15 protein-coding genes are annotated in these 14,314 nt (G+C 40.4%); 11 read left to right on the top strand and 4 right to left on the bottom strand.

The genetic code is table 11. From position 1 onward, the window contains the following. Window positions 1-424 precede the first annotated feature (424 nt). The 6 genes from ATS72_RS08755 (at window position 425) to csrA (ending at window position 6,493) form a co-directional block, all read left to right on the top strand. Window positions 425-1,048 (top strand): GTP cyclohydrolase II, encoded by a 624-nt coding sequence (locus ATS72_RS08755; RefSeq protein ID WP_006794352.1) that lies wholly within the window; start codon window positions 425-427, stop codon window positions 1,046-1,048. 77 nt (window positions 1,049-1,125) lie between these two features. Continuing rightward, window positions 1,126-1,914 carry a BPSS1780 family membrane protein gene (locus ATS72_RS08750; protein WP_058429739.1) on the top strand — a complete coding sequence of 263 codons (789 nt, stop codon included), beginning with the start codon at window positions 1,126-1,128 and terminating at the stop codon, window positions 1,912-1,914. After that, window positions 1,914-2,366 carry a regulatory protein RecX gene (locus tag ATS72_RS08745; protein WP_058429740.1) on the top strand — a complete coding sequence of 151 codons (453 nt, stop codon included), beginning with the start codon at window positions 1,914-1,916 and terminating at the stop codon, window positions 2,364-2,366. Before ATS72_RS08750 ends, ATS72_RS08745 begins: the two co-directional genes overlap by 1 nt. 19 nt (window positions 2,367-2,385) lie before the next feature. Next, a complete protein-coding gene (gene alaS / locus ATS72_RS08740) occupies window positions 2,386-4,986 on the top strand; it encodes an alanine--tRNA ligase (protein ID WP_058429741.1) in 2,601 nt (866 codons plus the stop codon). Window positions 4,987-4,992: 6 nt separating this feature from the next. Next, on the top strand, window positions 4,993-6,210 hold the full coding sequence (locus tag ATS72_RS08735; protein ID WP_006794348.1) for an aspartate kinase: 1,218 nt from the start codon (window positions 4,993-4,995) through the stop codon (window positions 6,208-6,210). A 91-nt stretch (window positions 6,211-6,301) separates the two neighbouring features. After that, on the top strand, window positions 6,302-6,493 hold the full coding sequence (gene csrA, locus ATS72_RS08730) for a carbon storage regulator CsrA (RefSeq protein ID WP_004587515.1): 192 nt from the start codon (window positions 6,302-6,304) through the stop codon (window positions 6,491-6,493). A 51-nt stretch (window positions 6,494-6,544) separates the two neighbouring features. Here csrA and ATS72_RS08725 read toward each other — a convergent pair whose 3' ends face one another. From ATS72_RS08725 to ATS72_RS08715, 3 genes are all read right to left on the bottom strand, one after another. Next, on the bottom strand, window positions 6,545-7,012 hold the full coding sequence (locus tag ATS72_RS08725; protein ID WP_006794347.1) for a YcxB family protein: 468 nt from the start codon (window positions 7,010-7,012) through the stop codon (window positions 6,545-6,547). 129 nt (window positions 7,013-7,141) lie between these two features. After that, entirely contained in the window at window positions 7,142-7,333 is a 192-nt protein-coding gene (locus tag ATS72_RS08720) for a hypothetical protein (RefSeq protein WP_006794346.1), read from the bottom strand. A gap of 51 nt (window positions 7,334-7,384) precedes the next feature. Beyond that, complete coding sequence (locus tag ATS72_RS08715; RefSeq protein WP_006794345.1) at window positions 7,385-7,558, bottom strand: DUF1328 family protein; 174 nt, start codon at window positions 7,556-7,558, stop codon at window positions 7,385-7,387. Between the two features lie 512 nt (window positions 7,559-8,070). On the opposite strand from ATS72_RS08715, the gene ATS72_RS08710 reads away from it, so the two are divergent. From ATS72_RS08710 to ATS72_RS18845, 5 genes are all read left to right on the top strand, one after another. Next, window positions 8,071-8,316: an OadG family protein gene (locus ATS72_RS08710; protein ID WP_006794344.1), complete on the top strand. Its 246-nt coding sequence runs from the start codon at window positions 8,071-8,073 to the stop codon at window positions 8,314-8,316. An 11-nt stretch (window positions 8,317-8,327) separates the two neighbouring features. Further along, on the top strand, window positions 8,328-10,109 hold the full coding sequence (oadA, locus tag ATS72_RS08705; RefSeq protein ID WP_006794343.1) for a sodium-extruding oxaloacetate decarboxylase subunit alpha: 1,782 nt from the start codon (window positions 8,328-8,330) through the stop codon (window positions 10,107-10,109). Between the two features lie 13 nt (window positions 10,110-10,122). Beyond that, a complete protein-coding gene (locus tag ATS72_RS08700) occupies window positions 10,123-11,253 on the top strand; it encodes a sodium ion-translocating decarboxylase subunit beta (RefSeq protein ID WP_006794342.1) in 1,131 nt (376 codons plus the stop codon). A gap of 139 nt (window positions 11,254-11,392) precedes the next feature. Beyond that, complete coding sequence (locus ATS72_RS08695) at window positions 11,393-12,364, top strand: aldo/keto reductase (protein ID WP_058429742.1); 972 nt, start codon at window positions 11,393-11,395, stop codon at window positions 12,362-12,364. A gap of 12 nt (window positions 12,365-12,376) precedes the next feature. Beyond that, the gene (locus tag ATS72_RS18845) at window positions 12,377-12,553 is read left to right on the top strand and encodes a hypothetical protein (RefSeq protein ID WP_170865578.1); all 177 of its coding nucleotides are present in this window, start codon (window positions 12,377-12,379) and stop codon (window positions 12,551-12,553) included. A gap of 147 nt (window positions 12,554-12,700) precedes the next feature. Here the strand turns inward: ATS72_RS18845 and ATS72_RS08690 are convergent, their stop codons facing one another. Further along, window positions 12,701-14,014, bottom strand: a complete 1,314-nt coding sequence (locus ATS72_RS08690; RefSeq protein ID WP_058429743.1) for a peptidoglycan DD-metalloendopeptidase family protein — start codon at window positions 14,012-14,014, stop codon at window positions 12,701-12,703. Window positions 14,015-14,314: the final 300 nt, after the last annotated feature.

The raw sequence follows: 14,314 nt of genomic DNA, 5'->3' as shown, positions 1-14,314 counted from the left end.
AAAAATAACTTACTACAGATGATAGTTATTGTCATTAAATAGGTACGAAAAGCCAATGTTATATGCTGATTTAATGTGTTTTTTACTTAACAAGAGCGCTGGTTAAGAGACTTGTTAAAATATTGAAAAGTAGTGATATTTTAGGTTTTTTCTCTAGCCAGATGTTTTCAATGAAAACAAGGCGAGTTTATGCGTCAATAGCTGGCCTATTGCAAGTAAATTCAACGCAGTTAGCGCTGAAAATAGCTGCTAGAGATAGGTTTATTATCCCGAGTTCGGGTTAATTAAGGTTAGTCATTGAAAACAGGCGCTGTCGTCGCCATATAATTGCGATAAACAATGTTGTACTACGATCTAATTTTACTCCTTTGTGATATTATCACTTTATTGTCGTGTCGTAGTTATTTAAATATTTGGATTTGTCGTGGCGCAAGTAAGAGCAAGAGTCCAACTTAATGTTGGCAAAAATAGTGATATCCCTGCAGAAATAGTGTCATTTACTGACCTAAAAGATGGCCAAGAGCATATTGCTATGGTGTTTAACAACGCCGATACCGAGCAAGATGTACCGCTTATTCGTATGCATTCGGAGTGTTTAACGGGGGATGTTTTTCATTCGTCACGCTGTGATTGCGGCGAACAGTTAAACGAATGTATTGAAATGATGCACGAGCAAGGCGGTATTTTGCTTTACTTACGCCAAGAAGGCCGCGGTATTGGTTTATACAATAAAATTGATGCTTACGTACTGCAATCGCAAGGTATGAATACTTACGAGGCCAATAACCATTTAGGCTTTGCAGACGACTTACGCGACTTTTCGGATGCGGTATTAATGCTTAATGCGCTTAACTTAAAGCACGTTAAATTAATGACCAACAATCCTAAAAAACTCAATGCTTTGAAAGATGCGGGTATTGAAGTTGATACAGTTATTGGTACACACGCACACATAAAGGCGGGTGTAGCAGGTAATAAAGCCTACTTAGAAACCAAAATAAAGCATGGCGCACATATGCTAGATATTAAAAAAATTAAAAAACCTTAATATTACTGGTCTGCCTCTGTGATCCCACCCAACGCCAAGTTATACTTGGCGTGTTTCGTTATAAATTAAGAGCAAGTATGTCTACACAATTACGAGTATTTAAAGCAGATGCCGGGCTAAAGTGGTTAAAAGCGGGATGGCTTATTTTTAAAACCCAGCCAATGACGTTTATTTTTATGCATTTATTTATTGGCATTGTGGGCTTACTGTCGTTGTTTTTACCTTTACTACAAGTGGTTGCTGCACTGGCTACGCCTTTTTTAACTGCCGGATTTTACCAAGCAGTGCTGACCAAACAGCAAGGCGGTAAAATAATGTTAGCTGATATTCTTAAGCCATTTTCAGCTAAAGGAAACCGTTTAGGTTTGGTGCGTTTGGCGTTATACCAAATGGGGGCGGGTATTTTAATGGCGTTATTAGCAAACGGTTTATTTGCCGATGCCGTGGCAATTATGAGCCAGCCAGGGCTTGAACCTCAAGCTGCACTTGAGCAAACTATTGCGAGTATTTCGGGTGCGAGTGTTATTTTATTTTTTATTGCCATGCTTATTTATTTAACGGCCTTTGCCTATGCGGTACCGCTTGTTTATTTTAATAAAGAGCAACGTATTTTAACGGCGCTTAAGCAATCGCTTATGGTTTTTTATCATAATTTGTTTCCGTTGAGTGTTTTTGGCGTTATTTGCGTACTATTTATGGCGGTTTCTATGTTCTTATCGTTCTTACCACTGTTGATTTTAATGCCGATTTGCTACATTAGTTTTTTTGTTTCTTATCAGGCGATTTTTATGCCGATTGTCCCGCCAAGTGACGACAAAAATGTTAAGCCACTAAGCAGTGAAACAAGCGGACGCTTTGACGCTTAATGGATGATAAGTTAAAACAAAAATTAAAAAATTATGTACTTTGGTTACTCGGGCGCCAAGAATACTCGCGTCGTGAGTTAACCTTTAAATTACAGCAAAAAGAAGCCACAGATGAGTTTATCGAAAACTTGCTTGATTGGTGCGAAAAGCACAATTTTATAAACGAGCAACGTTACTGTGAAGGCTTTGTAAGAAAACACATTTTTAAATGCCATGGGCTTAAGCGAATTCAAAGCGAGGCCATGGGTAAAGGGATTGACCGTTCGCTACTTGAAAGAGTAGTTGAAGAGCTTGAAATAGACTGGTTTGAGCTTGCGCAGGATGCGTATAACAAAAAATATTCAAATACACCGGCAAACCTCGATTACAAAGCCAAGGCTAAGCGCGTGCGCTACTTAATGTATCGAGGTTTTAGCTACGAACAAATCGATTTTGCAATGCAATCACAGTAAATACAGGTGAGATTTTCACATGCAGCACATGACTACCGCACAAATTAGGCAACAGTTTTTAGACTTTTTTGCCAGCAAGCAACACCAAGTTGTTCCTTCAAGCTCGCTTATTCCGGGTAACGATGCCACGTTATTGTTTAACAATGCCGGTATGGTGCAATTCAAAGATGTATTTTTAGGCGCAGAATCTCGCCCATATACACGTGCAACAAGCTCGCAGCGTTGTGTGCGTGCCGGTGGTAAACATAACGATTTAGAAAACGTGGGTTACACGGCGCGCCATCACACATTTTTTGAAATGTTAGGTAACTTCAGTTTTGGTGACTACTTTAAGCAAGAAGCAATTAAGTTTGCGTGGGAGTTTTTAACTGAGGTTGTTAAATTACCTCAGGAAAAACTGCTTGTTACTATTTACCATGATGATGAAGAAGCGTTTGAGTACTGGTCAAAAGATATTGGCTTAAGTGAAGATCGCATTATTCGTATTGCTACCTCTGATAACTTTTGGTCTATGGGTGATACAGGCCCGTGTGGTCCGTGTTCTGAAATATTTTACGATCACGGTGAGCATATTTGGGGTGGACCTCCAGGCTCTCCAGAGGAAGACGGCGACCGTTTTATCGAAATTTGGAACCTCGTATTTATGCAGTACAACCGTCAAAGCGACGGTACTATGCTGCCATTACCTAAGCAATCTGTTGATACGGGCATGGGCCTTGAGCGTATTTCTGCTATTTTGCAGGGCGTGCATTCAAACTACGAAATCGATTTATTCCAAGGCTTAATTGCGGCGGCGGCGAGTGTCACTAACGCGCAAGATATGGACGATAAGTCGCTTCGCGTAGTAGCGGATCATATTCGCTCATGTGCGTTTTTAATCTCCGACGGTGTTATGCCATCTAACGAAGGCCGTGGTTACGTACTTCGTCGTATTATTCGCCGTGCGGTACGCCATGGTAATAAGCTTGGCGCACAAGGCGCGTTTTTCTTTAAATTAGTTGCTGCACTTATTGAGCAAATGGGTCAAGCGTACCCAGAGCTTGCTAAGCAACAAGAAATTATCGAAAAAGTACTGCGTATTGAAGAAGAGCAATTTGGTAAAACACTTGAGCGTGGCTTAGCTATTTTAGAAGAAAGCTTAAGCGACCTTAAGGGCGATGTGATCCCAGGCGATTTAGTATTTAAACTTTACGATACGTATGGTTTCCCTGCCGATTTAACCGCCGATGTTGCGCGTGAGCGCCAAATGACCATTGATCATAAAGGCTTTGAAGAATGCATGGCTGTACAGCGTAAAACTGCGCAGCAAGCTGGTAAATTTGGTGCCGATTACAACGAGCAGTTAAAATCAGAAAAACACACTGACTTTAAAGGCTACGACAGCACGCATTACAGTGCAACAGTGGTTGAAGTGTTTGCTGGTGGTGAGGCCGTACAGTTATTAGAAGATGGCCAAGAAGGCATTGTAATACTAGATCGCACACCGTTTTACGCAGAATCTGGTGGCCAAACGGGTGATACCGGTACAATTACAGTGGCTGGTGGCGAGTTTAATGTGACTAACACTACTAAACTAGGTAATGCATTTGCGCACCACGGTACAGTACAAGGCCGTATTGGTGTTAACGATAAAGTGGATGCCACTATTGATGATGCTCGTCGTGAGAACATCAAGAAAAACCATACAGCTACGCATATTTTACACGAAGCATTACGTCAGTTATTAGGTGAACATGTAAGCCAAAAAGGCTCGTTAGTTCAAGCGGATCGTTTACGATTTGATTTCTCGCACTTTGAAGCCGTAACTAAAGACGAACTTCGTGACATTGAACGTGTAGTTAACGACGAAATTCGCCGTAACTTTGCACTTAACACTGAGCTTATGGCTATTGATGATGCTAAAGCGAAAGGTGCAATGGCGCTGTTTGGCGAAAAATACGACGACGAAGTACGCGTAGTAACCATTGGTGATTACTCAATTGAGCTTTGTGGTGGTACACACGTTGAACGCGCGGGCGATATTGGCTTATTCAAAATAGTATCTGAAAGCGGTATTGCTGCAGGTGTTCGCCGTATAGAAGCAGTAACTGGCGCAGATGCGGTTGCTTATGTAAGTGAGCAAGAGCAACAGCTTAGCGATGTAGCAGCGCTTGTGAAAGGCGATAGCGCATCGGTACTTGAAAAAGTATCAGCGCTTCTTGAGAAGTCTAAAGGCCTTGAAAAGCAAATTGCTCAGCTTAACGATAAGCTAGCGAGCGCAGCAGGTGCGTCGTTACTTGATTCGATTGTAGAAATTAATGGCGTTAAGTTATTGGTTGCAAATGTTGAAGGCACTGAGTCTAAAGCGCTTCGCGGTATGGTTGACGACCTTAAAAATAAGATTGGCTCAGGTGTTATTGCCCTCGGTGTTGCCAGCGGTGAAAAAGTAAGTCTAATTGCCGGTGTGACTAAAGACTTAACTGGTAAAGTAAAAGCCGGTGAGCTTGTAAACCACATGGCTTCTCAAGTAGGCGGTAAAGGTGGCGGTCGTCCTGATATGGCACAAGCGGGTGGTTCTGAGCCACAAAACCTTGCTGCTGCACTTGATAGTGTTACTGCTTGGTTAACTGAGCGTACTTAAGCCTAAGTGGCGTTAATTGTACAGAAGTATGGCGGCACGTCGGTTGGCTCAATAGAGCGAATAGAAGCGGTCGCCGACCTTGTTGTTAAAACTAGGCAACAAGGTCATCAAGTGGTTGTGGTGCTCTCGGCTATGTCGGGAGAAACCAACCGCTTAATTAATCTTGCCAAACAAATAGATTCTCGTCCTAGTAACCGCGAGCTCGACGTACTAATTAGTACCGGCGAGCAAGTATCGGTTTCGTTATTGGCTATGGCTATTATCAAACGCGGCCATTCAGCCGTTAGCCTATTAGCTGATCAAGTTAATATTCAAACCGATAATATGTTCGGTAAAGCCCGCATTACAGACATTGCAGCTACACGTTTAAAGCATGAACTTGAGCATAACCGTATTGCTATTATTGCCGGATTTCAGGGGCGTGATGTTGAAGGCAATATAACAACCCTTGGTAGAGGCGGTACTGATACGTCGGCTGTAGAAATAGCTGCGGCTATAAAAGCTGATGAATGTCAGATCTATACTGATGTTGACGGCGTATATACTACAGATCCTCGGGTTGAGCCTAACGCACGAAGAATGAGCCAAGTGACCTTTGCTGAAATGCTAGAGTTAGCAAGCTTAGGTGCTAAAGTATTGCATATTCGTTCTGTTGAGGCGGCAGGTAAACACAATGTTCCATTAAGGGTGCTTTCGAGCTTTAACCCCGATGAAGGAACATTGATTACGTTTGAGGAAGACGATATGCCAAGTAAAGTTGTTTCGGGTATTGCATTTAATGCTGATGAGTGCTTAATTAAGGTACAGGGTGTGCAAAGCGGCACTCAAAATCTTGTAAAAATATTGAAACTTTTTGCTGATAACGGCATCGAAATAGATATGATTAATCAAGTTAATCATATCTTTGAAAAAATAGACTATGCTTTTACTGTGCACTCGAACGACTACCCGCAAGCACTTGAGTTACTAACCGAGCAAAAGGTGTCTTTAGGTGCTGAAAATATAATCGGGCTAACAACCATTGCAAAAGTATCTGCTGTTGGTATGGGAATGAAATCGCACTGGGGTGTTGCTAGTTTATTTTTTGATGCCTTAGCAAATGAAAATATTAATGTAGTTTTAGTGTCTACATCAGAGATTAAAATTTCAGTTTTAATAGATGAAAAGTACCTCGAACTGGCTGTTCGTGCATTACATAAAGTATTTTTAACGGAAAGTAGATAGATAGTGAGTTTTTACTTACTTTTTAGTCTATTTTTCATTAATATGGATAAGCGGAATCATATAATTTTTATTGGAACATGGGAGCAAGAGAATGCTAATACTAACTCGTAGAGTAGGTGAAACCCTTATGATCGGTGACGAAGTAACAGTGACCGTTTTAGGAGTTAAAGGAAATCAAGTTCGAATTGGTGTAAATGCACCAAAAGACGTTTCAGTGCATCGTGAAGAGATTTACATGCGTATACAAGCTGAAAAGTCTAACCCTAATCCGGGCAATGCTTAATCAACACGTATACTTAACTAAATAATTTATTTAGCTAAGCCAAAAAGCCACTCATTGAGTGGCTTTTTTGTTTATAAAGTCGAGCATTTCATCTGTGAGTATTTGCTTAGAGATATATTGCATGTTGTTTTTATTTTTTATCAATAAGCCCTGTGGTGTTTCGATTACGTCAGTGATGTCTTGCCAAGCGAGCTGGTAGCTTTTGTAATGGTTTGCCGATTTAATGCCTTCATCATCAAAAGTGAGCGTAACCTCTGAGCCTGATGCTCTGCTAAACATTTGTCTGGTTACCCACCATGGCCTGCGATAATAAAAAGCAACGCATTCGAGTACAGCAACCATGATCAAAAATGTTCCTAAATAATGATCAGCTAAACCGTAAATGCTAAATAAACCAAGCGAAACTAATAGTACCAGTAAAAAATACTTAGGCTGCGCGCGTTTACTGTAAGGAAGTGACTCGTCAAAGCATTCATAAAAGTAGGGTTTATCAAGTGTGTAGGTAGTTGAAAATGACATAGTGCCTTGCTTTAAAAATCGTTTTGTATATTTTAGCAAGTTCGCTTATAAATGAGCAGCTTTATAATGCGTGCATTTATTTCGGGCACAAAAAAACGGCCAGGTGGCCGTTTTTTAATATACTAACTATTAACAGTTAGTTTCTTCAGCGTTTACGCCTTCTTTTACTTCTTCACACGTATCTTCAACAGAGTTTTGTACATCTGTTACTACTTCATCAATACGTTCACCGGCTTCTTCTGCGTTGTTATCTTGGCAACCCATGATGAAAAAACTTGCGAAAAGACCAATTAGTGCTGCTTTTAAAGTTGTAGAGTTCATAATGTAATTCCTTGCAAATAAATAAAATTGTAGTGTTAGTTGAGTATATGCCTACCTGGGCGATTTACCACGCAGCGCACCTGAAACTAACGAAATAACTAAAAGTACTATAAAAATAAAGAATATAATTTTTGCTATACCAGCTGCGGCACCCGCGATGCCACCAAAACCTAACACTGCAGCGATTAAAGCAATAACTAAAAATGTGATTGTCCAGCGTAACATTGTTTTCTCCTTGGTTATCAAATTTGTACACAATAGTTAATGCTAGTTGCGTGCCATGATATATTTTTGTTTAATATCAGTTGTTTACGTTTTTTCTCTGTGTTTTTGAGTTTGCTTGATTGGTAACTTTTACGTTGGGTTGTGTAACTTATTCACACACAAAAATATATCGCCACCGAAAAGCTATGTTTGGTAAGACCAATTAACAAATTTTATTTTCTCTACACTTTATGGCTCACAGTAGGTTTAGTAGAGTACGCAAAAATAGGCTTTGTTTAAACTTTACCTATAGCTTATAGATATAGTGAGTATTTTTTCTGTGTATTATGGGGTGTTGATGAGTAAGGGTTTTTACTGTGGTTAATAAATTTGGTTATATGTTATTTTTATTTTAATTGGTTTTACCAATTTACAATGGCTAGACAAAGGTATTTGTTTTGTTATTATCTAGTGAATAAATATTTAACTAAATCGACTTTTTATTTTTCGATATGGGTTTCAAGGGGAGAAGAATGGATATAGGTGCTGTACTTGCAACTGCTGGTAGCTTAATGCTAACAGGAATGGTTGGGGTGTTTGTCTTTCTTTCAATATTAATTGGCGCAGTTACAATTATGTCTAACTTGGTGGCGCGTTTTAGCCCTGCTGACGTTGCGGCTCCAGTTAAATCACCATCATTTAAATCTCAAGGTGTGCCAAATGAGCACATCGCTGCTATTAGTGCTGCCATTGCTCAGTACAAATCAAATAACAAATAAGGGGCTCACACATGGCTAAATTAAAATTAACAGAATTGGTTCTACGTGACGCTCATCAGTCATTACTTGCCACTCGTATGCGTTTAGACGACATGCTACCGATTGCCAGCAAACTAGATGATGCTGGTTATTGGTCAATTGAGTCGTGGGGTGGGGCAACATTTGATTCGTGTATTCGCTATTTAGGTGAAGATCCATGGGAACGTATTCGTGCGCTAAAAAAAGCGATGCCAAACACTAAACAGCAAATGCTATTACGCGGTCAAAACTTATTAGGTTACCGCCATTATGCTGATGATGTAGTTGAAAAGTTTGTAGAGCGCGCACATAAAAATGGCGTTGACGTGTTCCGTATTTTTGATGCAATGAATGATGTGCGTAACTTAGAAACTGCGATTAAAGCGGCTGTAAAAGTAGGTGCTCATGCTCAAGGTACTATTTCGTACACGGTAAGCCCTGTTCATACACTTGATATGTGGTTAACTTTAGCTAAGCAACTAGAAGAGCTTGGCTGTCATTCAATTTGTATTAAAGATATGGCGGGTTTATTAAAACCGTACGATGCAGAAGAGCTTATAAAAGCGCTTAAAGAAACGGTGTCTATTCCAATCGCTATGCAGTGCCATGCTACAACAGGTTTAAGCACCGCTACATATCAAAAAGCTATTGATGCCGGTATTGATATGCTTGATACCGCTATTTCTTCTATGAGTATGACTTACGGTCACTCAGCAACGGAAACAATTGTAGCGATTGTTGAAGGTACCGCACGCGATACCGAACTCGATTTAAACCAACTTGAAGAAATTGCTGCTTACTTTAGAGATGTACGTAAAAAATACGCTGCATTCGAAGGTAGCCTTAAAGGGGTTGATGGACGAATCTTATTGGCTCAAGTACCTGGTGGCATGTTAACTAACATGGAAAACCAGCTTAAAGAGCAAGGTGCAGCCGATAAGCTTAACGAAGTGTTGCTTGAAATACCGCGTGTACGCGAAGATTTAGGCTTTATTCCACTTGTTACGCCAACGTCGCAAATTGTAGGTACGCAGGCTGTGCTTAACGTGCTAACCGGTGAGCGTTACAAAACAATCACAAAAGAAACCGCAGGTGTATTAAAAGGTGAGTACGGTTTAACTCCAGCTCCAATGAATAAAGAGCTACAAGAGCGAGTACTCGATGGTAGCGACGTTATTACGTGTCGCCCAGCTGACAATATTGCGCCTGAACTTGAAACGCTTGAAGCTGAGCTATTAAAAGAAGCGCAAGAACAAGGTTTAACACTCGCTGATGATAAAATTGACGACGTACTTACTTATGCACTGTTCCCGCAAGTTGGTTTGAAGTTTATCAAAAACCGCAATAACCCAGATGCGTTCGAACCAGTCCCTAGCGTAGAAGATAATTCAAGTAAGTCACCAGCTAAGGTGTCAGCCAAAGGTAACAGTGTTAAGGCTGAGCAATATAGCGTTAAGGTAGACGGTAAGGTTTACGACGTTGTAGTAGCGCAAGGCGGTGAGCTTAAAGAGGTAACGTTAAAAGATTCTGAGCACTTACCTCAGTCTGCTTCAGTGGCTTCGGGTGAAACGTTAAATGCACCTTTAGCAGGTAATATTTTTAAAATAAAAGTAAAAGCCGGCCAAGTTGTAAACGAAGGTGATGTTGTTGTGATTATGGAAGCCATGAAAATGGAGACTGAAGTTCGCGCAATGCATACTGGTACCATTGCTGAAGTGCTTGTGTCTGAGGGTGACTCAGTGACCACGGGCGACGCAATTATTGCGCTGGCTTAAGGAGTAAATGTAAATGGAAGGTCTTTTAAACCTTTGGCAGGCTACTGGTCTTGCTAACTTTACGTTTCCTGGTTTGGTGATGATTGCAGTAGGCTGTTTGTTATTGTTTTTAGCGATATCTAAAAACTTTGAGCCACTGCTTTTATTACCAATTGGCTTTGGCGCGATATTAACTAATATTCCGGTTGCTGGACTATCAGATCCTGGTGGGCTTTTATACTCAGTTTACTATGTGGGTATAGATACCGGTATTTTTCCACTATTAATATTTATGGGGGTTGGTGCACTAACTGACTTTAGTGCGTTAATAGCAAACCCTCGTATGTTATTGCTGGGAGCTGCGGCTCAGTTTGGTATTTTTGCGACCTTATTTGGCGCAATTCTACTTAACTTTATTCCGGGTTTTGAGTTTACCCTTCAAGATGCATCGGCTATTGCTATTATTGGTGGCGCTGACGGCCCAACGGCAATATTTTTAGCCTCAAAATTAGCGCCTGATTTATTAGGTGCCATTGCGGTAGCTGCTTATTCATACATGGCGCTAGTTCCAATTATCCAGCCTCCTATTATGCGTGCACTCACAACACCAGAAGAGCGCCAAATTAAAATGCCTGAGCTACGTAAAGTATCTAAAAAGGAAAAAATTATTTTTCCACTTATGGTACTTACTGCAACAGCCATGTTTTTACCAGCGGCAATACCGCTAGTAGGTATGTTCTGTTTGGGTAACTTAATGCGTGAGTCGGGTGTTGTTGACCGCTTAAGTAACAGTGCGCAAAACGAAATTATCAATATAACCACTATATTTTTAGGATTGGCGGTTGGCTCTAAGCTCGCTGCAGATGACTTTTTGACAGTAGAGACAATTGGTATTTTAGTGCTGGGTGCGCTTGCTTTTGGTATTGGTACAGCATCAGGTGTGTTTATGGCTAAAGGCTTAAATAAAATATCAAAAACCCCTATCAACCCGTTAATTGGTGCCGCTGGTGTGTCAGCCGTTCCTATGGCTGCGCGTGTAGTTAATAAAGTAGGGCTTGAAAATAACCCACATAACTTTTTACTTATGCACGCAATGGGCCCTAATGTGGCGGGCGTTTTAGGCAGTGCTGTTGCCGCAGGTATTTTGTTGGCACTTGTTGGCTAAATTGAGATTTAATTTCAACCAACCATTGAGCGCAGTTTACTGCGCTTTTTTTTGTCCGAAACTTCTGTTCGTTAATGGTTTCTTGTTTTGAGGTTTTTGTTTAAAGTGGTGGCTCTTCGCAATTTTAAGGATAGTCATTATGCTTCACACTCCATTAGCTCACTACTTACCTAATGTTAGTAAACTTGTATTTGGATGTATGGGGTTGGGAGGTGGTTGGAATAAAGACCCGATTACCAGCACACACCTTAAACAAACCCACGAGTGCATTGATAACGCGATTGAAGGCGGTATTAATTTTTTTGATCACGCAGATATATACACTTTTGGCAAAGCAGAGCAGGTATTTGGTCAAGTACTCAGTGAGCGGCCAGAGCTTAGGGAGCACATATACATTCAGTCTAAATGCGGTATAAAGTTTGCTGATGAACAAGGGCCTAAGCGATATGACTTTTCAGCCGATTGGATTGAACAGTCTGTAGAAAACTCACTTAAGCGATTAAATACGCAATACCTTGATGTACTCATGTTACATCGCCCAGATCCTTTGATGGAAGTTGATGAAGTTGCACGTGTATTTAGCTGTTTAAAAGAAAGTGGCAAAGTAAAGCATTTTGCCGTATCAAACATGCAGCAACACCAAATGAACTTTTTGCAGCATGCTCTTGATATGCCTATTGTAGCTAACCAAATAGAGGCCAGCTTACAAAAACATCAATTTATAGATGAAGGCTTGTATGCTGGTAATAGCGACGGGAAAGACATTAACTTTACGCCTGGTAACATTGAATATTGCCGCAGCTTTGACATTCAAATACAAAGTTGGGGGAGCTTGTGCCAAGGTTTGTATACCGGCGGTGATTTATCAAATGCGTCGCAAGCCGATATCAATACAAGTATTTTAGTAAATAAACTTGCTGCAATTTATGGTACCTCTGCAGAGGCTATTGTACTTGCATGGCTACTGCGCCACCCAGCGTCGATTCAACCCATTATTGGCACTACTAACGCTAAGCGTATTAAGGCATCGTGTGAGGCTATAAATGTTCATTTAAGCCGAGAGCATTGGTATGCCTTATACGAAAGCGCTAAAGGCTGCGAAGTACCATAAAAAGGCTTTCCAATGAATGTAATTATTATTTTAGTTTGTTTATTTGTAGCATTGGCAATACTGATCCCATTACTTGAAAAATATCAAAGCAAAATGGGGCTGGAAGGGGCGACAAAATACAGCAAGTATATTTGGCCATTAGTGATGGGGTCTTTAGTTATTCAGCTTATTTATGTGTTAATGAATTAGGCATGTATCGCTATTGCAGGAAAATTAAGATCAGAAGCCTTTAATATAGAGCACCCTTGTGAGCTAACTATTGTTAATAAACAAAAAGCACAAAAAAGCCCTTGCAGGTTAAACCTGCAAGGGCTTTTTAATACAGTGATAGCCTGATTACTTAAGTGCCAGTTGTAACTCGCGGTTACGCTCTAACTGAGCAATAAAGTTATCAGCAATAGGTTTAAACTTAGCAAGCTCAGAGAGTGGTAAAGGCTCTGACTTTGGTAATTTAACTGTTTTAGGATTACGGTGAACACCATTAACCAAAAACTCATAATGTAGATGCGCGCCAGTTACGCGACCTGTAGCACCTACAGTACCAATTTTATCACCCTGTTTAACCTTTTGACCTGTTCTAACAAGCTTTTTATTAAGGTGTAAATACTTAGTGACATACTGTGTGCCATGGCTAATAAATACATAGTTTCCGTTGTATTTGCTGTAACCTGCCTTAACAACCTTACCATTACCCGATGCAACAACGGGCGTGCCAGTTCGTGCAGCGTAATCAATACCACGGTGTGCTTTTACTTGCCCAGTAACTGGGTGTAAGCGACGTGGATTAAAACTCGAGCTAATATACTTAAAATTAACGGGGGCACGTAAAAATGCTTTTTTCATACTGCGGCCTTCTGGGGTGTAGAAGTTTCCATCAGTATGTCTAATTGCTGTAAAGCGCTGTCCTTGGTTAATAAACTCAGCCGCTATAATTTTACCAGTACCTATAAATTCGCCTTCAACATAGTGCGACTCGTAAATTAAGCCAAATTGATCGTTTTTACGAATGTCGTTAGCAAAATCCACATCCCAGCCAAAAATGTCAGCAAAGTTCATAATTTGGCGTTCGCTTAAACCCGCTGCAATTGCAGAAGTCCAAAAGTTGCTAGAAATTTCGCCGCCAGCTGTTTTGGTCAGGGTTTCTATTTCTTTACTATCTATCGCTGTATTGTAGTTACCTTCGTCGTCTAAGGTTACATACAGCGTATCTGTTTTAGAAATAACGTAACGCAATTGTTCAAGTGCGCCGTCTTTACCTGTTGCAAAGCTCAGTACTTCGCCTGGGTGAATTTTAGTTAGCTTGCGGGTTTCTGCGTTTGTGTTGATTAGTTTATGAAGCGTTTGCGCTGAAAAGCCCGCGCGTTTAAATATAATTGCTAAGTTGTCACCCGTTTTTACTTTGTGGTCGACTAAATCGTACTCTGGAAGCTTTTCTGCTGCTTGCTCTGAGTTTAACTCGGTAAGTTTTTCGTTGTCATCGACTTTAACTTGAAGCTCGTAGCGTTTGCCAATCTCTAATGCATTTGCATTGTTGTCTTTGGACGCTGTTGCTTTCTCAGATGGAAGAAACGTTAAAGCGGCAATAGCAGAAACCAAACATAAGATAAGCAATTTGTGTTTTTTGGGGAGGGTATTAACCACGTGAACCATAACGTGCCTTTTTCTGCTGTCAAGATAATAAATACATAATATTGCAGGATATACCTAATATTGTGCGAATACCAGTGCTTTGTAGATTTTAAATCGCGCTGAATTACGCTAAAATCGGGCTTTATATGCCTTTTTAGCGCTTAATTTATCTCAGACTGTGCGCATTTTATTTAGTTGCATTAATCACTTAAAAAGTTGTTTTAATTAGGTAGAAATTTGTTATGTTAGTTGCACATATAAGTTTGATTTAGCCCTTGTTAAACTAAGGTTATACAAAACAACTAGTAGCCCTCTTTGTTG

Origin of the sequence: Pseudoalteromonas sp. 13-15 (assembly GCF_001468205.2) — a bacterium.
Lineage (GTDB): Bacteria > Pseudomonadota > Gammaproteobacteria > Enterobacterales > Alteromonadaceae > Pseudoalteromonas > Pseudoalteromonas marina.
This window is presented reverse-complemented; position numbering and strand designations above follow the sequence as displayed.